30 protein-coding genes and 1 pseudogene are annotated in these 22,396 nt (G+C 42.6%); 4 read left to right on the top strand and 27 right to left on the bottom strand.

The annotated features are described in order from the left end of the window. Positions 1-53: 53 nt before the first annotated feature. The 3 genes from H6G86_RS39600 to H6G86_RS20245 form a co-directional block, all read right to left on the bottom strand. On the bottom strand, positions 54-179 hold the full coding sequence (locus tag H6G86_RS39600; protein WP_277883648.1) for a hypothetical protein: 126 nt from the start codon (positions 177-179) through the stop codon (positions 54-56). A gap of 3 nt (positions 180-182) precedes the next feature. Continuing rightward, positions 183-875 (bottom strand): hypothetical protein, encoded by a 693-nt coding sequence (locus H6G86_RS20250; protein WP_190935803.1) that lies wholly within the window; start codon positions 873-875, stop codon positions 183-185. A gap of 417 nt (positions 876-1,292) precedes the next feature. Further along, on the bottom strand, positions 1,293-1,487 hold the full coding sequence (locus H6G86_RS20245; protein ID WP_199338360.1) for a class I SAM-dependent methyltransferase: 195 nt from the start codon (positions 1,485-1,487) through the stop codon (positions 1,293-1,295). A 190-nt stretch (positions 1,488-1,677) separates the two neighbouring features. On the opposite strand from H6G86_RS20245, the gene H6G86_RS20240 reads away from it, so the two are divergent. Next, complete coding sequence (locus H6G86_RS20240; protein WP_190935802.1) at positions 1,678-2,562, top strand: pirin family protein; 885 nt, start codon at positions 1,678-1,680, stop codon at positions 2,560-2,562. A gap of 122 nt (positions 2,563-2,684) precedes the next feature. Here the strand turns inward: H6G86_RS20240 and H6G86_RS20235 are convergent, their stop codons facing one another. From H6G86_RS20235 to H6G86_RS39595, 3 genes are all read right to left on the bottom strand, one after another. After that, on the bottom strand, positions 2,685-3,050 hold the full coding sequence (locus tag H6G86_RS20235) for a DOPA 4,5-dioxygenase family protein (RefSeq protein ID WP_190935801.1): 366 nt from the start codon (positions 3,048-3,050) through the stop codon (positions 2,685-2,687). Between the two features lie 347 nt (positions 3,051-3,397). After that, positions 3,398-3,934, bottom strand: coding sequence for a universal stress protein (locus tag H6G86_RS20230; RefSeq protein ID WP_190935834.1), 537 nt, complete (start codon positions 3,932-3,934; stop codon positions 3,398-3,400). 620 nt (positions 3,935-4,554) lie between these two features. Beyond that, positions 4,555-4,644 carry a RelB antitoxin-like protein gene (locus H6G86_RS39595; RefSeq protein WP_313931249.1) on the bottom strand — a complete coding sequence of 30 codons (90 nt, stop codon included), beginning with the start codon at positions 4,642-4,644 and terminating at the stop codon, positions 4,555-4,557. Between the two features lie 50 nt (positions 4,645-4,694). Here H6G86_RS39595 and H6G86_RS38760 point away from each other — a divergent pair. After that, positions 4,695-4,928, top strand: a pseudogene (locus tag H6G86_RS38760) (transposase); the annotation flags it as partial. 227 nt (positions 4,929-5,155) lie between these two features. Here H6G86_RS38760 and H6G86_RS20220 read toward each other — a convergent pair. Together H6G86_RS20220 and H6G86_RS20215 are read right to left on the bottom strand one after the other, a co-directional pair. After that, entirely contained in the window at positions 5,156-5,812 is a 657-nt protein-coding gene (locus H6G86_RS20220; RefSeq protein WP_190935800.1) for a hypothetical protein, read from the bottom strand. A gap of 4 nt (positions 5,813-5,816) precedes the next feature. Then, complete coding sequence (locus tag H6G86_RS20215; RefSeq protein WP_277883647.1) at positions 5,817-6,947, bottom strand: LeuA family protein; 1,131 nt, start codon at positions 6,945-6,947, stop codon at positions 5,817-5,819. A 6-nt stretch (positions 6,948-6,953) separates the two neighbouring features. On the opposite strand from H6G86_RS20215, the gene H6G86_RS20210 reads away from it, so the two are divergent. Further along, positions 6,954-7,106 (top strand): hypothetical protein, encoded by a 153-nt coding sequence (locus tag H6G86_RS20210; protein WP_190935798.1) that lies wholly within the window; start codon positions 6,954-6,956, stop codon positions 7,104-7,106. A 686-nt stretch (positions 7,107-7,792) separates the two neighbouring features. Next, entirely contained in the window at positions 7,793-7,990 is a 198-nt protein-coding gene (locus H6G86_RS20205) for a hypothetical protein (RefSeq protein WP_190935797.1), read from the top strand. Between the two features lie 57 nt (positions 7,991-8,047). Here H6G86_RS20205 and H6G86_RS20200 read toward each other — a convergent pair whose 3' ends face one another. From H6G86_RS20200 to H6G86_RS20110, 19 genes are all read right to left on the bottom strand, one after another. Continuing rightward, entirely contained in the window at positions 8,048-8,803 is a 756-nt protein-coding gene (locus H6G86_RS20200) for a CVNH domain-containing protein (protein ID WP_190935796.1), read from the bottom strand. Positions 8,804-8,959: 156 nt separating this feature from the next. Beyond that, positions 8,960-10,513, bottom strand: a complete 1,554-nt coding sequence (locus H6G86_RS20195) for a GMC family oxidoreductase (protein ID WP_190935795.1) — start codon at positions 10,511-10,513, stop codon at positions 8,960-8,962. A 25-nt stretch (positions 10,514-10,538) separates the two neighbouring features. After that, positions 10,539-10,859 (bottom strand): cupin domain-containing protein, encoded by a 321-nt coding sequence (locus tag H6G86_RS20190; RefSeq protein WP_190935794.1) that lies wholly within the window; start codon positions 10,857-10,859, stop codon positions 10,539-10,541. 106 nt (positions 10,860-10,965) lie between these two features. Next, the gene (locus tag H6G86_RS20185; RefSeq protein WP_190935793.1) at positions 10,966-11,172 is read right to left on the bottom strand and encodes a hypothetical protein; all 207 of its coding nucleotides are present in this window, start codon (positions 11,170-11,172) and stop codon (positions 10,966-10,968) included. 74 nt (positions 11,173-11,246) lie between these two features. Continuing rightward, positions 11,247-11,738, bottom strand: coding sequence for a transposase (locus tag H6G86_RS20180; RefSeq protein ID WP_190935792.1), 492 nt, complete (start codon positions 11,736-11,738; stop codon positions 11,247-11,249). 229 nt (positions 11,739-11,967) lie between these two features. Continuing rightward, positions 11,968-12,345 carry a hypothetical protein gene (locus H6G86_RS20175; protein ID WP_190935791.1) on the bottom strand — a complete coding sequence of 126 codons (378 nt, stop codon included), beginning with the start codon at positions 12,343-12,345 and terminating at the stop codon, positions 11,968-11,970. Positions 12,346-12,395: 50 nt separating this feature from the next. Then, complete coding sequence (locus H6G86_RS20170) at positions 12,396-13,085, bottom strand: alternative oxidase (RefSeq protein WP_242064876.1); 690 nt, start codon at positions 13,083-13,085, stop codon at positions 12,396-12,398. A gap of 132 nt (positions 13,086-13,217) precedes the next feature. Beyond that, positions 13,218-14,057, bottom strand: coding sequence for an alpha/beta fold hydrolase (locus tag H6G86_RS20165; RefSeq protein WP_199338358.1), 840 nt, complete (start codon positions 14,055-14,057; stop codon positions 13,218-13,220). Between the two features lie 3 nt (positions 14,058-14,060). Next, positions 14,061-14,615: a DNA starvation/stationary phase protection protein Dps gene (gene dps, locus H6G86_RS20160; protein ID WP_190935790.1), complete on the bottom strand. Its 555-nt coding sequence runs from the start codon at positions 14,613-14,615 to the stop codon at positions 14,061-14,063. A gap of 165 nt (positions 14,616-14,780) precedes the next feature. Next, positions 14,781-14,969 carry a hypothetical protein gene (locus H6G86_RS20155; RefSeq protein ID WP_190935789.1) on the bottom strand — a complete coding sequence of 63 codons (189 nt, stop codon included), beginning with the start codon at positions 14,967-14,969 and terminating at the stop codon, positions 14,781-14,783. A 167-nt stretch (positions 14,970-15,136) separates the two neighbouring features. Continuing rightward, the gene (locus H6G86_RS20150; RefSeq protein ID WP_190935788.1) at positions 15,137-15,418 is read right to left on the bottom strand and encodes a hexameric tyrosine-coordinated heme protein; all 282 of its coding nucleotides are present in this window, start codon (positions 15,416-15,418) and stop codon (positions 15,137-15,139) included. Between the two features lie 129 nt (positions 15,419-15,547). Then, positions 15,548-16,075 carry a universal stress protein gene (locus H6G86_RS20145; RefSeq protein ID WP_190935787.1) on the bottom strand — a complete coding sequence of 176 codons (528 nt, stop codon included), beginning with the start codon at positions 16,073-16,075 and terminating at the stop codon, positions 15,548-15,550. Positions 16,076-16,387: 312 nt separating this feature from the next. Beyond that, positions 16,388-17,035, bottom strand: coding sequence for a nitroreductase (locus tag H6G86_RS20140; protein ID WP_190935786.1), 648 nt, complete (start codon positions 17,033-17,035; stop codon positions 16,388-16,390). A 77-nt stretch (positions 17,036-17,112) separates the two neighbouring features. Further along, positions 17,113-17,856: an SDR family oxidoreductase gene (locus H6G86_RS20135; protein ID WP_190935785.1), complete on the bottom strand. Its 744-nt coding sequence runs from the start codon at positions 17,854-17,856 to the stop codon at positions 17,113-17,115. Between the two features lie 87 nt (positions 17,857-17,943). Further along, positions 17,944-18,351 (bottom strand): hypothetical protein, encoded by a 408-nt coding sequence (locus tag H6G86_RS20130; protein WP_190935784.1) that lies wholly within the window; start codon positions 18,349-18,351, stop codon positions 17,944-17,946. A gap of 60 nt (positions 18,352-18,411) precedes the next feature. Further along, positions 18,412-19,971: a GMC family oxidoreductase gene (locus H6G86_RS20125; RefSeq protein ID WP_190935783.1), complete on the bottom strand. Its 1,560-nt coding sequence runs from the start codon at positions 19,969-19,971 to the stop codon at positions 18,412-18,414. 45 nt (positions 19,972-20,016) lie between these two features. After that, positions 20,017-20,955 carry an NAD-dependent epimerase/dehydratase family protein gene (locus tag H6G86_RS20120; protein ID WP_190935782.1) on the bottom strand — a complete coding sequence of 313 codons (939 nt, stop codon included), beginning with the start codon at positions 20,953-20,955 and terminating at the stop codon, positions 20,017-20,019. Positions 20,956-21,017: 62 nt separating this feature from the next. Then, on the bottom strand, positions 21,018-21,404 hold the full coding sequence (locus tag H6G86_RS20115) for a nuclear transport factor 2 family protein (RefSeq protein WP_206758440.1): 387 nt from the start codon (positions 21,402-21,404) through the stop codon (positions 21,018-21,020). 234 nt (positions 21,405-21,638) lie between these two features. Further along, a complete protein-coding gene (locus H6G86_RS20110) occupies positions 21,639-22,187 on the bottom strand; it encodes a DsbA family protein (protein WP_190935780.1) in 549 nt (182 codons plus the stop codon). Between the last annotated feature and the right edge of the window lie 209 nt (positions 22,188-22,396).

The following is a 22,396-nucleotide window of genomic DNA, read 5'->3' as shown; positions in this document are numbered from 1 at the left end:
AAACTATATTTTATTGTAGCGAACTGCATTAATAGCCAATGAATGAAATTAGATTAAATGTAAATAATATTTACACATTTAACCTCATTAAATACAACAGGTTCAAAACCAGCACGACTCAGGGCAAGCGCAGTTGTAGCACTGCCAATTCCACCACAGATAATAATTACTTTTTTCATAATTTACCTGTTTATCAACAGACTTTCCCTTATACTTTTTTGTTTCGTTTTTTGGGAAAACTCCTCCGTTAACAGTAAACCTATAGCCATGACAAATTCAGATGCACTACCAGCAAGTGTACCTACTATATCTGATGGCAAAGCATTACCAAAAAAGGAAAGCAATGTTCCTAAAAATAACCAAGGCAATTTCAGTCGGAACCAAATACCAATGCCAATTAGTAGGACAAATATATTAACTACAATCGTGATAATTGGCGGGCCACTCAAGTTGGCAACATGATAGCGTAGAATTCCCGCAAACTCTATTGGAACTAGTTCCAGCCCTATATAATGGGTGGCAATATCTATCGTTGCAAGTCCCAATGCAAGGATCGCAGATAAAATCCGCACTACTCTATTGGCCCAACCAGCTCCAGCGCGGTGAGCGAGTTCAACACCAATCACAATGAATAGAGGTACAACTAAATAATGTAATAGAAAGCGCAGCATACTGAGAGTTTTCAAAAGCTCTCCTGCACCAATCAGACTTCCTATTGAAAGAATGAGATTGTCATAGCTAATGCTCAATAGCACTATAGGCAACACCATCATTGCAAAGCTGGTTGATTGTCGCCACAGACGAATTGCCCAGCCTATTAACACCCATTCGATCAAGGCAAGACTTAAATGTGTTAGGAGATAAATTATTGACATAAGTAATGTATTCGCATAGCTTCATATATTCAAAGCACAAATATTGAGTGCTGAAGCTGATAAAAATAATTTGTACCTGGAATAAAAGCTAGAGCCACTTATTCTCAAGATTTGTGGCTGTAATTACGCTTGAAACTGGTTATTTTGTTGAACCTGTAATTTTTAATGCTAGTTAAAGAAAAGATTGCCTCCATCGCTGTACTTCAAAGCTACGATATCAACTAAAAAATGTATTTAATAGTACCCTTGAGGGTACTATTAAGTTGAGTTGTTATTTCATGGCAGCTTCGATTTTTTCTCTTTTCTCTACGAGAAGCTTCCTTACAAAACGCTATATGTGCGCTTGAATACAGTCATCAGTGCGATCGCCTTTGTCTGAAGTAAAAGACTCAGTTGGAATAATGTCGTCTGCCTTCTTTACGAGGCTTTGGGTTTGATAAACTTTAGGGTCATGCGATCGCTCTCTCCAATAGTAACGAAGCGTTCCCTATCCTTTTGACCTTGGCTCAAGGTTGGAGGTAGTGTCCAGACTCCGCCCGGATAGTCTTTAGTATCTTTTGGGTTGGCGTTAATTTCTGATTTTCCCACCAATTTGAAGCCTGCTTTTTCCACAGCAGTAATTATTCATTCTGTTAGCGGATAGCTAAGGTTTAGCCCATTCTGACTCCTGACCGAAGAGGAGCGATGATGCGAAGCGCCCGCTAGAAGCGATCGCACAAACAAATAACTCATAAAGGTTAGCTTTTTTCTGGTGGATCTACTTATAATGATTCCAGCATTTACCAATTACCCCCCATCACTTATGGCAATACTTCAACTGATTGAACCTGAAGTTAAAGATTTGGGTGGGTTTGTTGCCCGCCGCAGTTTGCCATATCTTCATCGTCAAATGGTTGGGCCGTTTATCTTCTTTGATCATGTTGGCCCGTCTGTTTTGCCACCCAACAAAGGTATCGATGTCCGACCACATCCGCATATCAATCTTGCCACCGTAACTTACCTATTTGATGGTGCTTTAATGCACCGCGATAGTTTAGGCACTGTGCAGGAAATTCAACAGGGTGCTGTAAACTGGATGACGGCGGGAAAAGGGATTGTACATTCGGAGCGATCGCCAGACATTGATCGTCAAAAAGAAAGCACCGTTCATGGCATTCAAACCTGGGTCGCCTTGCCTGTAGAATACGAAGAAATCGATCCAAGCTTCACTCACTATCCTGCCCAAACCCTTCCTACCTGGGAAGAGAATGGCGCTATCATCAAACTTATTGCAGGAGTTGCACTTGGGTACACCTCACCAGTCAAAGTTTTCTCACCTATTCTCTATTTAGATGTGATACTGTCTGCCAATGCTCACTTTACTATCCCCACTGGTTATTCAGAGAGGGCAGTATACAGCGTCACAGAAGGTTTAAGCATTAATGAGCAACCGTTAGAGCCATATCGCCTTGCGATCCTAGAACCAGTCGATGAAATCAGGGTTTCTGCTGCTGCTCCTGCTCGGTGTATTGTTATTGGTGGTGAACCATTGGGTACACGCTACAAATGGTGGAATTTTGTTTCTAGCCGGCCAGAGCGGATAGAGCAAGCAAAAGCCGATTGGCAAGATTGCCGCTTTGCTAACGTTTCAGAAGAGACAGAGTTTATTCCACTGCCAGAAGTGGTGACAGAGGCTAATCCCTTTTAGTATTCAGTATGGTGTTGGAGGTAGGCGATCGCAAATCTAAAGTTTCTAGTGGGGACTTTAGTCCTCATAATCAAGTTTCACGCTTCAGTCCATAACTTTTACCCAACAAAGTGCTACTTCCTTTAATTGGATGAAGTCGAACTAAGCTGTCGAAGAAACTCAATATTCAAATCTAACTTTTCTCCTAACCAGAGAGAATAAATCGCGTGGTCTGAGACAGCATCGCCTGTCTCAGGGTGGACGAGAATATCTAATCCCTCACGATTAAGCATTAACCAAGGAACGACTTTATCAAACTGATTCGGTGAGAAAGCAACTTGATACATCCCTTTTGGGTGGGGCCCAATAGGCTTGTCAAACCAGCGTCCGAGTTGCACGTCAAATCTAGCGCCCAATCCTTCACGTACACGCGCAGCGACACCCCGACTCGCAGCATCGAAGTAAACATGAGCATGAAAACCAGCGATCTCAATGGTATCTTCTTTCATAGATCCACTTTTTGCTCTCAACTCTAATTTTGGGTAGAGGACTTTTCCTTTTTCACTGAAAAAGCGATGTCTAGGATGGGCTACGCCTACGCTCAATTTTAGCCTAATACCGTGCAGTTAAGGATAGTCTGTAGCAATTTGACTCTATAGAGGCCATTAATTGAGGTAATTGGGTAGTTGAGAACAAACCAAATTCTGAATTTGGCTGGCTATGATTTATGCAATATTAGTAGTCTGTCAAGTTTAAATTGATGGTAAGCAAGTTCGTAGTAAGGACTTTAGTCCTTCTTTTCTAAACACTAAAGTCCTTACTACAAACCCTCAAAACTAGTTTGACAAAGTAGTAGTTAGTTAACGCTTAAAGTACTTGTAGTTTCTTTGACAACTTCATCTTTTTTAACAGCAGATGAAAGATGCACAACATGAACCGAACAAGAAGCATGGTGAAGAACGTAGTTACTTACACTACCGAGAAATAGTTCCATTAGCCCAGAATGACCCCGCCGCCCCATAACAATTAGGTCAGCGCCATAACTATGGGCTAAGTCACAAATAATCCTCCCAGGATTACCAACATTTTGTGTAAATTCTGTATTTACACCTGCTGTATTAGCTTGGGCAGAGAAAGATTGCAACATCTGGATTCCCAAATTTTTAAAGGTATCCCACTGCTTTTGGTATAACTCAAAGCTTTGACTAGTCAATCCTGGATAGTAGTCAAAATTAGACATCATAGGTACATAAGGGCTACCCTCTTCTTCTGGAGATAGGACATGGACTAACATTAAGCTAGCTTGTGTTAACTTTGCTAAACTCAATGCTTCTTCAAAAACTTGTTGCCCTATTTCCGAGCGATCTAATGCAACTAAAATCTTTTTAAACACCATAATAGACCTCCTAGTTCATTGGTAATTGGTCTTTACTGTTTCAGATTTCCAAATGCTGGATTATCAAAAATGACTAATCCCTCAACTATGTTTAGCGATTTTTGAATTTAAATATTCTTAAAGGTTTTCGGCCCATATTTATATATATAGCAAAAGAATTTGAGGAACTTGTGAGGAGAGCAAGTATTTATCTTTGATTACAGGAAAAATTATGTTTCAGAATATACATTTAACTCAGTATACAATGTGTAGTTAAAGGCGAGTACTTTGATTCAAAGTATGGATTTATCAGATGGATCTAGTATTTTCCACTGCCAAAAACTCATGTAATTATTTTATACTGACTGAAGTATAGTAAATATCAGATTCTATTTTATAGACTTCCAAAAAAGATGCGATCGCTTCATTAAGTTGCTTGATTGCTGCTTCTTAATTTATCCCTTGTCCTACTAGTTCATTTTCTAAGCATAAAGCAACCCAATAACCCGCACTCTTTCGCAAAACTGTTGTGTAGAAGTCCATAAATGTGTATTAGTGAGGCAATAGTTGAAGCAACAGGTAATTTTTTCAAGAATCTTTTGGTATATTCAACTTGCCACATTTTCTTCTTTTAGTGATTAATAATATTGTAGTGCTTCATCTTTTGATAATGGTTTTTCTTCTTCTACTTCTTCTATGGGTTTTGCTAAACCATAATCCTCAATAATTTCTTCAATCTTTTAAAATTCAGCGATAGGAATTTGTACGGCAATAGGTCGTTGATTGTCATTGGGGAATCGAGAACTCACTACAATGAATATTAGATGTTGCTTTATGAGAAGATGACTGTCGTAGGGGAAAAGATAATGCTCCAGAGAATTTTGCAATTCTCAGACATATTGCAGTTAATGTTTTAGGTAAGGAGAAGCGTGTCAAACGTGGAATAAAAAATAAACAGTTTCTCACTGGGTTGGATAACAATTATTTATCAAGAGTTTTAGCGTTAGCATAAACTAATATCTCAAAACTTGAATTTAGACTTTTAGGAAAAATCTCACTTTTCCTCTAGACAAACTACTTTTACAAACTCAAATCTTGAGTCGTTTTAGCATCAATAAATAATCATTCAGCCGCAGATAAGTTAATTCATATTTATCAGAAATACTTCATTTGTTTTATTTATCATTCCATCAATTTTTACAATTATCTATATCATTTTGAAATCTCTCTTAGTTTTTATTAGTAAATAAGGTGCGTTTCTCCTAGGGGGTGTAGCTGCTGTATGTCTTTGCGCTTAACAGAAAAGTTGCCAGTAGGCGAGATCGCTACCATTGTTGTTGAGCCGTGGTGTTGATGTCTGTCTCGTAAATGATCTCCATCGACTAGAAGCAATCTGAATTCAGTGTTTCCAAATTCCTTGAACTGGGCTTGCACATCTGTACAAAATTGCTGTGGCTCCATCGTTGTCACGTTCCCGCTGCTGACATACAGTGAAGGAAATTGAAGGCATAACTGCTGTAATCCAGCCAAATGAGTAGCAAACAACAGAATATGATTGTTTTTAAGAGAGGGTAGAAGGAATGCCGGCACCTCAATATCGTTCTTGACTGGACACAGCACAGTCATTTTCTTTTCAAAGAGGCATTTTTCAGCTATTTCCATACCGTATTGGTCGAGATTGAAATATTGTTTGACAGTCTCGAACCTTCCGATAAAAGAAGCTACATTTTGATCGACCGATCTACATTTCAGTCTATTGATTATGACTGGAGAAACAGCCACTACCATATACGGCAAGGGAGAAGGGTTGGGTAAGACAACAGGCTGTCCTTGGCTAAGGTGCCGTTTGATTTCTGGAAGTGCTTCATCCCCATATTTAATAACAGTGACATCCAATGTATTACATCTCCTTGACTAAACGGAGTAGTGTATCGTTACAGACTGTACCTTCTGTCTCTGCCGCTTCCATGACTTTTGAGTAAAGAATATGAAAATTTATGGACGAGGTGTCTACACCAATCTCTTGCAGTTTGTCACAGAGTCCAGTAAGTCCACTATGTCTTCCAACGGTAGACTTAATATTACGGCCAATAACTTTCGGATCAAATGTGGTGTTTTGAATGTTTTGAGCAAGTGAATGGTGTATGCCTGTTTCAACACTAAAAGTATCTAGTCCAACAAACGGTTGATTTGATGCAAACTGGAAACCAGTCAGCTTGCTCAGATCAAAGGCAATCTTGTAAAGGCTGTCAAGACGGCAGCCACATTCAAATAAAGGATTATCTTTTTCAAAATAACTGGCGTATGCCAAAATCTGTTCAAGTGGTGTATTTCCACCAGCATCACCTATTCCTCCAATAGTTGCTTCCACCTGATTGACACCAGCATTAATCGCTGCCACAGTATTGGCAAAGGCAAGCCCCATATTATTATGACAATGAATAGATATGTCAACACCTATCGGTAAGCTCTCTTTAATGAAACTCACCAAAGATGCGAGACTATTTGCATTCATAGTACTCTGACTATCCGCAATTGCTATGCATGTGGCACCAGCATCCGCTACTTCGCAAGCCAATTCACTCAGAAAATACTTGTCTCGGTTACCACTGTAAACCAGATAATACTGTACAGCCGGAAAAATATCTCGCCCATAGCTCACTGCCTTGCGTGATGAATTAATGATCCTTCTGTGGATGTCGGAGTCAAAAGCATGGCGAGTGTATAATTCGTATGGCATAACCCATGTCGCCAATCTAGTGCGGTCTATATGATGTTTTACCGCACTGTAGGCTGCTTTAATGTCCTTTGGTATATGTCTAGCCAATACGCTTAACTGGACAAAGTTGGTTGCATCAGCTATTGCATAAGCACCCTCCCAATCAAGCTTCGAGGCGGCGGGAAATCCAGCATCAATTATATCGACACCCATCGCTTCCAGTGAGGCTGCAATATCAGCTTTCTGCCTGGGTTCAAGATGAATAAACGCCGCTTGTTCTCCGTCCCGCAATGTGGTTTCAAAAATTTTCATTTGTTTTTGTCTCTCAACTGCTCACGACAGAAGCAAGAGGCGATCGCCCGCGACTATCTGGGACTGGACAACTGGCAGCAGGTCAAGTCTCTGGGAGATGTTCCTGTGGTAAGGCTTATGATTGTGATGAATCCAACCCTTCAAATTACTAGATTTTGAACATGAGTAAGGCTTTTCCATTCGTGTCAATGCAAAAAACAACGGTCGCCCGCACAGCAGTTTTCGCCTCAAGACATCAGTCAGTCTAGTGCGTAATTACTATTACAGCAGCACATATAGCCGTCCGCTTAAAGCGTTTAGCTTGATAAATGTGAAGAATGGAAGTGGCTTAAAGTCTATCAAGAGCGCACTTCATGGTTTTAATATTTCACAATTTTCAGGAGAATGCAAGGACAGTTAAGACAGTTAAGAAATATATGTTAGACAGTTAAGCACAGTTAGCAAAAAATATCTCAAGCTAAAAATATTGTATAGCAAAATGCTTGATATTAAGCATTCTTTAATTAAAGAGTACTTACGGCAGGGCAATAAGCCAGAGTTGCGATCGCAGAGTGCAGAATATAGGTTCAATACCCGAAACTGTTGTCAGAACTAGTTTATAGAAAATACCAAAATTTTGAAACTAACCTGCGGAATGTGGGTTAAAATAACCTATCCATCCGATCTGGTGCAAATATATGCGCCAAACAGATGACCACCAAATGCAAGTTAGGCTGTGTGGCATTGATGCGTTAGAGTAAGCTAATCAAGCCAAGAATAGATTGCGATCGCTACTCGACAGCTTAAAATTAAAAGTACATCATCCTCTAAGAGATACTGTCCATACACCTAAGAAATGCAACTTTATGCAGATAGAGCAGGTAGAACAAGAGATAACCACCATTCGTTTGAGTCAAGAAGAAGTGGTAATTATAAACAATGCTTTAAATGAGGTATGCAACGGATTAGATATAAACGAGTTTTCGACTCGAATAGGTGCGTCAAGGGCAAATGTGGAGGAGTTACTTTTCCAAATAGGGAAAATCATTGATGCAATGAAGTAGATAAATTATTTAGCTCAACAAGCTCGGTCTTTTTACTGAGTTAAATAAATTTGCTTCTTACCTTAAGTTATTGTAGTATTGCAATCCATTTGAAGGTACAAACATTGTACCTGTGTCTGGATTAGCTGGATCAACAATAACTACAGTGCCTTTGTTAGAACTAGTACCGGGTAAATAATGAGACGGACTTATGACTCCCCAGAAGGCTCTTTTCCCCTGTCCAAAAGGTTTTGACTGTGCATTTTTTGCCTTGGAATTGAGGATATCTTTAGCAATTTTTGTCATAACACCCTGTGTTGGGCTACTACTAAGAGTAGCGAATTCATTGCCGTGCTTAGGATAGGCATGACCATGCCCAATCTTGGAAGCTGTTTCATCGATAACTTTATTTATCTCATAGTGTAAATGCCCATCGTAATTTGAAATTTCCTCCAACCGAATAGCGTTAGATAGATATTTGCCGTTTAAGTTTTTACAATAAGCTGATAGTACCCCATAAGTTACGTTTATAGCGGTACAGGTTGTAAAAAAAGAAGTTGTTCCAACCAAGGGATTTTGTATTAGCTTTCCATTTTTATTAGTGATTCCTAGTAAGTCAATCTCACTTGTAAAAGGTAGACCTTTTACATTGATACAAACAGCAGACAATTTAGTAGTATTAGTACCATTAATATAAAATATCCTTTCATTCCGACAAGTTTTTGGATAACTACTAGAGCCAGCTTGAGCATACTTATAAGCTATAGTTAAGCTCAGTATGCTAATAACTACACTACCCAAGATACTTGTTAAATTCAAAAACTTACGTCTCATTTTCTGACTCCTAGTTCTTTTTGTAGTTGTATTTGCTTTGATTAATAGTCAACCCTGCTACCAATGCTTTCCGAATGGCAGCACAAACAGCTGGCAAGAGCAATTATGCTGTGCCATTCATGTTGGACTGGAATAGTAAAAAGGCTTGCAAAAGCGTTAATTCACCTTGGCACTCTTGCTTTGAAATGTGTAGCCTGCGGCTCTAATTAAGTCGGCTGCCTTTTCACCAATCATGATCGTAGATGCGTTCGTATTTCCTGATGGAATAGTTGGCATTACAGAGGCATCGACAACGCGCAATCCTTCAATTCCGTGAACTCGGAGTTGAGCATTAACCACCGCCAGTACATCGTTACCCATTTTACACGTACCCACAGGATGCCAATAGGTATTAGCCGTTTGTCGAATGTAAGCAGCGATCGCTTCATCACTGCTTATATCTTTACCGGGAGCCACTTCCTCTCCTAATACTTGATTAAAGGCAGCAGAATGAGCAAGTTGACGGGCAATTTTAATACCTTCTACCAGCACTTGTAAATCAGTGTCACACTGAAGATAGTTCGCTTGAACAACAGCTGGATCGAGCGGATTTGTTGAACGCAACGTCACAGTACCATGACTTTGAGGTTTGATTAGGCAAGCAACCAATGTGGCTCCCGAAACGTCATGGGTAAGGGTTGGAGACAACAGAGCCGGGCTAAAGAGGAACTGTAAGTCTGGTGCAACTTCGTTACTTTTACCGCTATGCAGAAATAGCCCAGCTTCGACTATATTACTGGTAGGTGCGATCACGGGTAGCGCTTGGGTAGACTTGTAGCCAACAGCAACCAATGGATGATCGTGCAAGTTCTCACCTACACCAGGTAAATCAGCAACCACAGGAATGTCGAGCGATCGCAGATGCGCTGCATTCCCAATTCCAGAAAGCATCAGCAGTTTGGGAGAATCGAATACACCCGCCGACAAAATCACTTCCTGATTGACATAAACTTGTTGCAGCGTTCCTTGGTGCAGATATTCTACCCCAACCGTGCGAGTTCCCTTAAACAATAGTCGAGTCACTAATGAACCAGTTTGAACAGTTAAATTAGGACGAGTAAGAATCGGCACAAGAAATGCGGCGGCGGCACTGTGTCGCTTACCATTTTTGATAGTTAATTGATATAATCCCGCACCTTCTTGTTGTGCGCCATTAAAATCGGGATTGCGGCCGTAGCCAAGTTGCTCTGCTGCTTCGATAAATTGCTCTGACATGACAGCAGGCGCGAGCGGATTAGTAACGCTCAAGGCTCCATCAACACCGTGAAATTCGGACGCGCCTCGCTGCTGGTTTTCTGATTTCTTGAAGTAAGGCAATACCTCTTCGTAACTCCAGCCGGAATTGCCGAGTTCTTGCCAACAGTCGAAATCGTGGCGATTGCCTCGAATGTATATCATGGCGTTGAGTGAACTAGAGCCGCCAGTGACTTTGCCACGCGAACACAAAATTTTCCGCCCATTGAGGTGTTGTTCTGGTTCACTCCAGTAAGCCCAATCAACCTCCGTTCCTAGCAAGCTTGGCCAAGCTACAGGGATTTGGATCTCTGGTTTAGTTGCCGGATTGCCTGCTTCGAGTAACAACACGGTTGTTTCACCATCTTCTGTCAAACGATTGGCAACAACACAGCCTGCTGAACCAGCACCGATCACCACATAATCGTATTGAGTCATGACATCCTCACTTGTATATTCAACTTTATGTGTGCAGAAATGCAAGATTTTCTAATGCATGGAGCGCATGGGGGGTGTTTGCAGGCAAATAAATAAATACTCCTGGTTGCAAAGTAATTTCACGTCCTTGCAGAGTAAGTACTCCGCGTCCTTCAATTACAGTCACCGAAATATGCCGAGGAGCAGTATGCTCAGGCATTTTTGTTCCGGCAGTGAGACAGAGTAAAGAGAAACTGTTTTGTTCATCTTGTACTAACGCTTTGCGAGTCACTCCGGGTTTCGTGTAATCTGCCAATTCCCGCAGATTAGCTGTCATTTCAGTATTATTTTTTGAGGGGTAGACCATGATTTATCTCCTGTCATTTCAATCAAGGTTTATTACAATTCTCTAACAGCACACAAAGCGATGTAGCCAAAGTCTTGTTTGTGTTGAGTGAAGACTCGTCGCATCATTAGAATGCGATCGCGGGGCATATAAGGAATGGCAGAGAGAGCAAAACCAATCTATTTTGTGATGATGAATCTGTTAAAGCAGCCGATAAAATTAGCAATGACAGGCTTGAATCATAATTTTCCATACTGCTGTGATGGGGCATTTGCACTTCATAAAATACAGGCACTGTTAGTTCTATATTGGGAACAAAACCAGCAAATTTCATGGTGCTGCATGTGCGGTAATAATGGGTAAGAGCAATAAGGACAGTTATTCATGATCGTTCTGCTGTGTCATTGCTCATAGAAAAACAATTTTGGGACTAGCTGCATATCCTAAATGAAGATTGGCAGCAGATCGCAGTACAATTTCGGAGTAGAGAATCTTTTGAATATCCAAAGAAGGCGCACGTTTTGCAGTGAATTTGTAAGCCGTGATTTCCCCCTTCAAACTGAAGTCGCTATCCGTCAAGTAGTGGTCATAATCGTGCATTCCCTGAAAAATAAATCCATAGATCGGATTGGGATAAACGGAAGAATCATAACTATCAGCGGATACCCAAAGTTGCTGAAGTTTAATATCGGCAAACATCTCAAGAGCGTTGTGGTAACGCATATAATCTGAGAATTGCAGATTTAAAGGTAATTGGTGGAATTCACCCATGAGCCAGTCACAGAGTTGGGTGATGGTTTCGTCAGAAATCTCGGCTGGTTTGCCTTCTAAGTAGAGTTGAGCAAGAGTTTCCACTTGGGATATATGGGATATATTTGTGTTTACTTTTGTAAGAGTCATATTGCTATCCTCATACCCTTGAACTACCTTTAATCTGACAATTTTTCTCAATAATTTCTTTGAGCTAGCTCATAGTTAAAACAGAAAAAGTCAGAGCTAGCTTGATCGGGGTTTTAATGAAGAGGCAGGGGGCAGGGAGCAGAGGGAAATGACCCCATCAAGAACTGCTGTGGAATGAAGCGGGGAATATGGGTTTGAGTCACCCAAAGAAGCAGCATTTATTTCCCCATCAACGTTTTGTACAAACCTGCCGCATTAGGAGATGATTGTCTTCATACACCTCTAAAGTTCCAGACTGCTGGCTATCTAGTGTACCGTCCCATACCCAGTATTTATAATTGCCACTTTGAAACTTATACACTCGAACACCTTCTGTCACTTTGCTAGTTCCTTTGTTTAAACTCAAATCACCGTGCGAACTTGTAGAGCGGTAGAGAAGTTCACCCGAAGAATACCTTTTCCAAACATTAACATTGTATCCACCCCGGCATTTCATACTGAGAATTAAGTCAGCAGTAGAATCAGCAGAAGCTCTTAAGGAGTAATTAGCCCAAACACAGGTTGTTAGAGCAAGAAATAGCGTGGATCTTTTCAGTAGTGTTTTCATAGTTTTCCTATGGTTTAATTGTTCAAAAATCAAATAGGAACTCTATAGAATTAATCCTGTTTCTCGACGCTGGTTGGCATCAGTTCAAAAACTGTATGGGGACTTTTGAAAGTTTGCCGTGCTTCTGGTAGCTGGAGCGCCTCCATTGTTTTGACGTGTTCGCATTCGTCATCCCGAATATTCACGAATACGTCGTAGAGATTATCCACTTTCGGGCGGCGAAATTTATGATCTGATGTAAACTGGGTTTCTTCAAACATATAGAGATCGCCATCGCGGTAGTAATTAATTGCAACTTTGGGCGCTCTTTGAGCTTTCAGTTCTGCTTCATGGGTTTTCAAGTAGTCGTCATAGGTATGGTAGGCATGATTTTCAATCAGTTCCATTAGGTAGTAGGCATACTTGGGAAACAGCATATAGATTAGGACAACCACCCAGTAGTACACCACTGCAATATGTTGAGCGATGAAGCGATCAATCCAGTAGCGATCGCCCCCCATTGATTCCATAATTAACAAATGATGTAATTCGTTCCAGGTTTCGGCGAAATGAACTTTCAACAAGTCAGCTTTGCGCCAGTAACCCAGCGTCTCGTAAAGATGCAGCACCGAGAGATAGGAAAAGTAAGGAACCCGAGCGATGGTTTCCAGCACATAAAATCGAGGGTAAGAACGATTTCCGTAGACGAAATCGACAATAAATACAAAAAAACTGACGATCGCTTGAATCAAAACTTTCATGTTGAATTCCTCTAAAATCAGAACACTTTCCTGATTTGCCGATTCCGAGATCCGATAGACGTAGGTTTGGTTTAATGCCTCAAACCAACGCCAATAAGGGTTAGCGATCGCTTAACCATCATATAAATAAGGTTAATGAACTTTACTTAAGGCTTCTGCTTTTGCTGCTTCAATAATCAGATTTGCTACTTCCGCAGGATGTGAAACCATTGAGGCATGGCTTGATGGTAATGAAATGACCGTTGCCCCGATACGCTTCGCCATAAAACGCTCTAGTTCTGGTGAAATCATGCGATCATTATCAGATACTTGATACCACGATCGCTTGGACTTCCAGGCTGGTTTGGTCACTTTATCGTCAAAATTCTTGATTGCGATCGGCTTCTGTACAGCAGCCATCACAAGTGCTTGAACAGTGTCAACATCCTGAGCAAATGCCTCTTGAAAAGTATCAGGATCAACCTCAAGGAACTGATTATTATAAACAGGACGGACATGGGAAGAACCAGATGGGGTGGGGAAACGCCCATTTAAGTCAACGAGGCTTTCTCCAGTATCGGGTGCATAAGCTGCAATGTACACCAATCCAATAACATTTGGTGCATTGGCTCCTGCAACTGTAATGACTGCACCTCCATAAGAATGACCGACGAGAATTGTCGGATCTGTCTGAGCTGCAAGAATCTGCTCTACTACAGCAACGTCGTTTGCAAGGGAGGTAAGCGGAATCTGCACTGCCGTAACGCGAAAGCCTTTGTCTTGCAGTAGTGGGATCACCTTACTCCAACTTGAACTGTCGGCAAAGGCTCCATGCACCAGCACGATATTATTAGCAGCCATTTTAGTCTCCTTCGTTTGATGTGAATGCTTCTGAGGTTTTGCAAGTGCAATCAGTGGGGTAGTAGTAAAACCTAAACCTATGAAAATTCCTACATTCAATAATCTTCGACGTGTAAATAAGTTATTCTTCATCAATCACTCCTCACTTTGGTCTGAATGATCTTTGTTCTGAAATGAGGTTTGCAGATGAGCTTCTAGAAACCACAACCGCTTCTCTATAGCTCGTGAAATCTCAATAAAGAGATCGTTGGTATCCATGTCACCCAGATCATTTGTTTTATCAATATTTTTGCGGAGGGATTTGGCGTAAATTGCCAAGCAATCGGCAAGTGCAATGACATGATCTGTCCCATCAACAGCATCGAAGGGAAACTCAGGCAGTTCGGATTCTTTGGCAGCAATCCGGGCGGTTCCCAGTGCTTTCCCCCCCAATGTTGTGATTCGTTCGGCAATCAAATCAATAAATTCTTCAACTTCGGAAGCAATTTCATCAAACAGTAGATGCAGTTGATAAAAGTCTTTACCTTTGACGTTCCAGTGAGCATATTTGATCTGGGTCTTCAAGTCGATCGCAGTTGCCAAGCTTTGATTAAGTAACGTATTTACTTGCGATCGGATTTCGACGGGAATATCAATTCGGGTTGAGTAAACGAATGATTTAGTGTCATTTTGCTTAGTTGTTGCAGCCATAAGTTCTACTCCCAATATATTGTTTTGTAATCAGTTAGGACTTACGCACAGATAGTTAAAAAACGTAGATGCAACGCGGCTTACCGCAGGCTACTACAGAGACATGAAGAACATGGAGGAATAAGAATTTGAGACGTATTTTGCGTAAGTCCTGTGAGTAAACGTTTAGGGAAACACAAGTTCAGATAGAGGTGAATGACCGAAGTAAATATGAGCAGACGATTTCAACACAATTTCGGAATAGAGAATTTTTTGAATCTCTAAACTGGGGACTCGATTTGCAAGTGTGCAGTAAGCAGCGATTTCTCCTTCAAGGCTAAAGTCAGCATCCGCTACCTCTACTTTGGGTGCCATTGAAATCACATTTGAGCAAATTACTGATTTGAAACTTTCGAGATATTACTTCCAATACGGTTCGGATAAGCATTTTTCACTTTCCTTGTGGTCTGGGTAAAGGGGAAAGGATGTATTCAAAACATGAGTCCCTTTCCCCTTTGCCCTTTAACCGAACCGTATTGATATTACTTGCGCCAGTAGTTATTAGCAGCTGCGATCGTGGCAAACTCTGTTGCAACCGTTTGACCAACTGCAATCAGCATCATGGCATCATTGCCATAAACATCTCGCAGTTGGTTGCGTTTTTCTTCATCCGGCTGAGTCAATTTAATAATTAACCGTGACATTTTGACTGCCAGTTGTCGTCCTTCTTCTGGTGTCTCAGTCAATAGTGAGTTATTAGGAACCAATGTTACTTCGGGTGGTCTTACAACAGGTGAATTGGTCGGGGCTATTACATTATCCATGTCAAAATTTCCTGAATTAGTGTTTACTTGAGAACAATTTCGATTCCACGGCAACAACTAAGGCAAAAGCTTGAAGTTTATGAATCTAACTTTTGCATTACCACCAACAAAAATATTCATAGCCCATTCTTAATGAACTACTTGAGCTTCATTAAGAATGGGTACTTCAGATTTAAGAGAAAATGGAGCATAAACAACATGCACAGAACAAGGAGCATGGTGAAAAACATAATTACTCACACTGCCTAAAATCAATTCATTCAAACCAGAATGTCCTCGACGACCGATCACAATTAAGTCAGCACCCCAACCTTGAGCAACTTCACAGATATTCCGGCTGGGATTGCCAGAATTTTGGGTGAATTCAGTACTCACCCCTGCATTGGTTGCTTGCTCTGTATATGCTCGCAATAATTTGAAACCCTGTTCTTCGTAACTTTGCCACTGCTTCCAATAATCCTCTAGAAGTTCTCCATGTAATGGGTGGTATTCGAGAGTAAGCAGTGTAGGTGTTTGGGGGCTATCCTTTTCTTCACCAGATAGAATATGCAACAGCATCAAGCTTGCTTTGGTTGCCTTTGCTAGAGCAAGTGCTTCATCAAAAACAGCATTGCCATTTGGAGAACGGTCAATTGCAGCTAGAATCTTCCTAAACATAAAATCTCCTAAATTAAACAAATCAAAGAATTTTTAAACCATATTGAGCAATCTTCATCTTTAATTTCTTCTAAATAAAAAACTTCAACAAAGATCAATTCATTAATGGCAGTAGGAACGCAGACAATACGGTTCGGATAAGCATTTTTAACTTTCCTTGTGGTCTGGGTAAAGGGTAAGGGGTAAAGGGGAAAGGATGTATTCAAAACCTTTTCCCTTTACCCTTTCCCCTTTAACCGAACCGTATTGGGAACGCAGATACTCTTTTGGACTTGTGTTTAGCGTCTAGTAGAAAAAAAATCCAGCCTTTTGTTAATCGCCCTGAAACGAGACGTTTTTCTCAACGGACTCACGGCTTATATGCAGATGATTAGCGGGAAAATCAGGATCGGGATAGCCAACGGCTAAACCACAAATGATTAATAATTCCGGTGAGATGTTCAATTCGTTGCGGATGATTTCGGGATAAGTCGCTAGCGAAACCTCTACGCAAGTGCCAATGCCACGAGCAGTTAGGCTTAACACCAGCGTTTGTAAATACATCCCCACACTTAAAGCATCGGCAACACCCAAATCTTGGTGCATACAGACAATAGCAACCATTGGTGCGCCAAAAAATTCGTAATTACGCAGAACCGCCAACTGTCTATTCGCCTTATCGTCACGAGTAATCCCCATCGCCCCGTAGACTTGCGCTCCCAGTTCCTGGCGGTAATGCTGGAAGGCGGAAGGCAGAGGAGATATATTGGGCTGCTGCTTGGCAAGGTTTAGCAAAGCCTCTTGCAGACGATCGCGGCGATCGCCTTGGGCAAACACCAACCGCCACGGCTGGATGTTTGAATTTGACGGTGCCAACTGCGCTAGAGCCAGGGCTTCATCGAGCAAAGCCCGTGGCACTGGTTGGGATAAGAATTTCCGTGTTGAGTGGCGGTCTTTAATAGTTTGGTCGAGATCAAACATATTTTATCAACCTCTATGAGAAATAAATGCGATCGCTTCCAGCGGGCGCTTTGCGCCATCGCTCAATCGGGCAGCAGTTATGCGCTGAACCCTCCGTCAATCATCAAATTTGCACCAGTGATGTAACCAGACTCAGGGCCAGCTAGATAAGCAACCAATCCCGCAACCTCTTCAACGGTGCCGTAGCGGACTACCGCAATGTGCTTTTTGAGCATTTCGGCAAACTCACCCTCCGAGGGATTCATCTCTGTAGCGATCGGCCCGGGCTGCACGTTATTGATCGTAATCCCGCGCGGGCCGAGGTCACGTGACAGTCCTTGCACAAGCCCTTGTAGAGCAGATTTGCTCATGGCATAAACGCCGCCACCAGCAAATGGCATCCGTTCGGCGTTGGTGCTACCGATGTTGATGATGCGTCCGCCCTCTTTCATGTGCTTGACTGCGGCTTGCGTCGCCACAAATACGGCACGCACGTTAACGGCAAAGGTTCGATCAAAGTCCGCCAGCTTGAAATCGTCGATCGCCCCGATCGCCAACACGCCTGCATTGTTGACGAGAATATCAATGCCGCCCAATTGATTTACAGTCTCCTCAACAGCAGCGACTACTGCACTAGCTTCGGCACTGTCAGCTTGGATGGCAAGAGCCTGGACACCTAATGCTTGCACTGCCTGGACGATTTCGTTCGCGCGATCGGGTGAGCTGGTATATGTAAAGGCGACATCAGCACCTTCACTTGCTAAACGCTTGACGATCGCTGCCCCGATACCGCGACTGCCTCCAGTAATAAGTGCGCGTTTATTCTTGAGTGTGTGGTTCATGTTCGATACCGTGCGATGAGAAATTGGATAATTCGTTGTGTCTAATGAAGGAAACTGCTCTAAATTGGCAGCAAGCAGGTGAACAATTTATATAACCTTTTCTGGTTCCTGAATCGTTTTCAATGCCCAGATACCAACCCAACAGCCAAATGCATCCACAAATAATATCAGGATGGCGGTGATTTGGAATAGCATTCCCCAACCTGCAAAGGCAACTTGAGACACATGATCGGGGCTAATTACGATGAAATGATTGTAGATTCCAAAAAGCAGCGATCCAGCCATTGAACTCACCAATAGCCAGCTACCAAGGCGGTAAAACTGCGTCCAAAGTAAAACGGCGGCAATGATGGGAGTTAGAAAAATCACAATCCCCACAAATGAACTCTGAAGCAAAGATAGGGCAACTGGGATTTCTATATGTGCTAAACCATGCAGTCCGTTGGCGATCGCATGAAGAACCGTGATCGCTGTTCCATATTGGGCAATCTTCATTTTTCTTCTACCTTGGGGTCAAATCCTCATTACAAAAAGTAATCGCGTTATTCGTATGAGTCACTTAGCAATTGCTTTCTGTACTTGCTTAGAAACGCTACCTGCTGCTTTAATTAAATCGGCTGCTTTTTCACCGATCATAATTGTGGGCGCGTTTGTATGCCCTGTATTTAGAGTTGGCATAATGGAAGCATCGACAACTCGTAAGCCCTCAACTCCATAGACCCGCAGTTGGGAGTCTACAACTGCCATTGAATCCGTGCCCATTTTACAGGTGCCGATCGGATGAAACACTGTGCCGCAGGTTTCCCGGATGTATGCTTCCAGGGCTACATCGTCAGTTACATCAGCGCCCGGAGCAACTTCCCGTCCGCGAAATTCATCAAAAGCACTGGTCTGGAACAATTGGCGCATTAATTTAACTCCGGCAACGAGCTTTTGCACATCGGATTGACTTTGCAGATAGTTTAGCCGAATCACTGGTGTGTTTTTGGGATCGGGCGATCGCAAACTGACACTGCCAATATTTTGGGGATGAGTCAAAATGACCAGACCCGTGAAGCCTAAACCAGAGTTTGGATAGCCAGGAGGTGCCCACAGAATCGGGCCGAAGATCAGCTCTAAATCCGGTGCAGCTTCCAAATTACCTTCGCTATGCAAAAACAATACAGCTTCGGCGATGCCATTGCTGCTAATTGCCGTGTGTAAATCACCAGTTGCTTCGTATGGAATAGGAACAACAATGTGGTCTTGTAGATTTTGACCGACACCGGGCAAATCAACTACAACAGAAATCCCCATTGCTTGTAATTGTGCTGCATCCCCAATGCCAGACAGCATCAGCAACTTGGGCGAGTCAAACGAACCCGCACTGACAATCACTTCCTGATTGACTCTGACCTGATGCAGCATTCCCTCACGCAAATATTCCACCCCAACGGCGCGAGTGCCATCAAACAATAACCGAGTCACTAACGCACCCGTTTGCACCGTTAAGTTCGGACGATCCAAAATCGGCACGAGAAATGCCGCAGCAGTACTGTGCCGTTTCCCCTCTTTGACCGTCAACTGAATCGGCCCTACTCCTTCCTGCTTTATACCGTTGAAATCAGGGTTGTAATCGTATCCCAATGCCACGGCTGCATCAACAAATCGTTGGGAGATGGGAGCAGGGGAGATAACATCAGTAACGCTCAATTCCCCATCTACCTCATGATATGCGTCAGATCCGCGTTGCTGGTGTTCAGATTTCTTGAAGTAGGGCAGGACATCTTGGTAACTCCAACCAGGATTGCCTAGTGACTCCCAGCGATCATAATCGCTAGCATTGCCCCGGATATACACCAGAAAATTAATCGAACTGCTGCCCCCCAAAACTTTACCACGAGGACAAAAGATTTGGCGATTGTTGAGATATGGCTCTGGTTCAGAGAAGTATCCCCAGTCCACCTCGGTGCCAAGTAGAGTTGTACAGTCTAACGGAATGTGAATCTCTGGTTTTGTATCTGGATTGCCCGCTTCGAGCAATAACACAGTGGTGTCAGAATCTTCGGTCAGACGGTTAGCAACCACGCAGCCTGCTGACCCAGCACCAATCACAATATAGTCATAGTAAGTCATGATTCTTTCTCCTCCTTGATTATCTGTTGCTGATTGCTAAAATTGCTAACTGGCATTAGCTACATCATTTCCCACCAGCCATTCCAAAGGTCGCGGTTGAAAATTCAGTTCGCGTTTTGCCTTGGCATTCGATGCGCCGCGCATTTGAGTACCGTAGTAAACAGCATCCGCACCACCGATTTGCAGAGCCTCCTCAATCGATATCTGCGGTGGTGGTGGCGCATTGAGCCAATGGGCAAAAGCCGGGAGCCACTCGCGCACTTCTAAGGGGCGATCGCCCGTAATTAGGTAAATGCCGGGATTACCTCGCTCTGCTGCTGCAACTGTGGCGATCGCTGCATCTTCAACGTGTAACCATGACCATACGCCTTCCCCATTTCCCACAATTGGAAATTGTTGCTGTTGTACTTGGTTTGCAACGTCGCCATCAGTATTAAACCAAGTGCCAGGCCCGTAGAAGAAGCCATAACGCAGGACAATCCCTTCTAGATTTGACGTTTTGAGGAGTTGATGCTCGATTTCGGTCACTGTATGTGCATCTGCTGCAACTGCGGGGGAAGCATCCAAGGATAGCGGTGTTTCTTCGTCTGCTAATCCCGTACCAGGAACTCCCCAAAATGCGATCGACTGCCTCAGATATCGCCGCACGCCTGCCGCTTGTGCTGCTGCCAGCACATTAGCACCGCCTTCTATACGAATACGACGGTTGAATGGTGCAGCAGCACTCATTGATTCGCCAGTGTAGGTTTTGGGTAGAGCGGTAAGTTGTTCAATCACTACTTCTGGTTGAGCGCGAACGAGAGCCGCTTTGACAGCATCGGCATCAAATACATCTGCGATTGCCGGTTCCACACCTTGTTCGGCTAAAGTTTGCGCGTTTTCTGAAGAACGGGTCAATGCAACTACATCATGACCTTTGGCAAGCAATTGGGCGATTAGCGGACGACCAATCACTCCCGTTGCCCCTGCGACAAAAATCTTCATCTGTGAACCTCCTGTTAAAACCTGTGAAACATTTTATAAATAAGACGAATTAAACCAACTTGTTAGGCTGATGTCAGTGCGGTTTTCATTGCATCAGTGTCGATGTAAACTTCTAATCGAACAATTTTTTCTTCCTTGACTGTCCAAATGTGAGCCAAGTTACAACTGAACTTTTTTCCAGTTAGCTTTGCTACGCCACTAGTTTTACCGATCGCAACTATTTGCTCACCAGCTTGGATGTAGTGAGATATTTCGACGGTCGAATCAATTAGTGGAGAAAACTTCGAGAAAAAAACCTTGCTTTCATCAAAGCCACGATAGTGACCGCCCCAAGGGAGTTCTTCAGTTTGATAGAACTCGACATTAGGAGACATCAGAGAAAAATAATGAGGAATATCTTTTTCGTTTAGGTAAATGTAAGCCTGCTTGACAATTTCTAGAGCGTTCATTGGCATTCTTTCCTCATTGAGTAAGCCTGGTTAGGTGTCAATACTGCTCGGTTAAGGATTTTTAACTCGGAATTGGGTTTAGGGAAAAGGTTAAAGGGTAAAGATTAAAGGTTTTTTCTTTCCCCTTTCCCCTTCCCCTTTTACCCTTAACCGACAAGTATTGGGTTAGGTGTTACTGCTTCAGCGCCAATGGCAAGGGATTACCCCATTTTCCAACATATCTCACGCTTCGCATTACATGGATTGAGAATTTCTAGCTTGGGCGATGGCTGTGATTAGTCTCTCTATATCCCAGGCATCCCTATAGCGAATTTCGTTGACGAATAAAGCTGGTGTACTACTGACACCACTTTGTATACCACTTTGAATGTTTTGAGTAACTCGTTCAGTATGAACATGGTTTGTCATGTCTCGAAGGAATCGATCAAGGTCAAGCTCTATCTGATTGGCATACTCTAGAAGATAGCCATTGTTAAGTGCGGATTGATTCGCAAATAAGAGATTGTGCATTTGCCAAAACTTATTTTGCGCGGCGGCTGCTTCTGCCGCTTCTGCTGCCTTTTGTGCTTGGGGATGAATGTGTATGCGCGGGAAATGACGGAATACAAAGCATAATTGGATCTGTTGCTGAATCTCTTGAATCATTTTATGAACCTCGCCACAGGAAAGACATTGATAGTCACCGTATTCAACTAAAACGATTTGTGCATCTATTGTTCCTTGGATGTTATCGTGTTCTGAAATTGGTATGAGCAGCCCATCACCATCGCTTGTCTGGCTCATCGTTTTTTCATGCGGTCTATAGATAGTATCGTTGCGATGAAAACGCTTAAAATAAGAGTAATAAATTGAATATTGTTTCTTTATTATCAAAATATGTGAATTTATCCCCATTTGTCGCATCCCCTGCGAGGAGTCTTTGCACTACCCCTAAGAATGGCGATTGACTTACTTTTAGGGCTAGGAGCAACCTATCCTCAAGAGCAGGTGAT

The organism is Nostoc sp. FACHB-133 (genome assembly GCF_014698055.1).
Lineage (GTDB): Bacteria > Cyanobacteriota > Cyanobacteriia > Cyanobacteriales > Nostocaceae > Nostoc.
The sequence above is the reverse complement of the archived record's forward strand: the minus strand, read 5'-3'. Positions and strand labels throughout refer to the sequence as shown.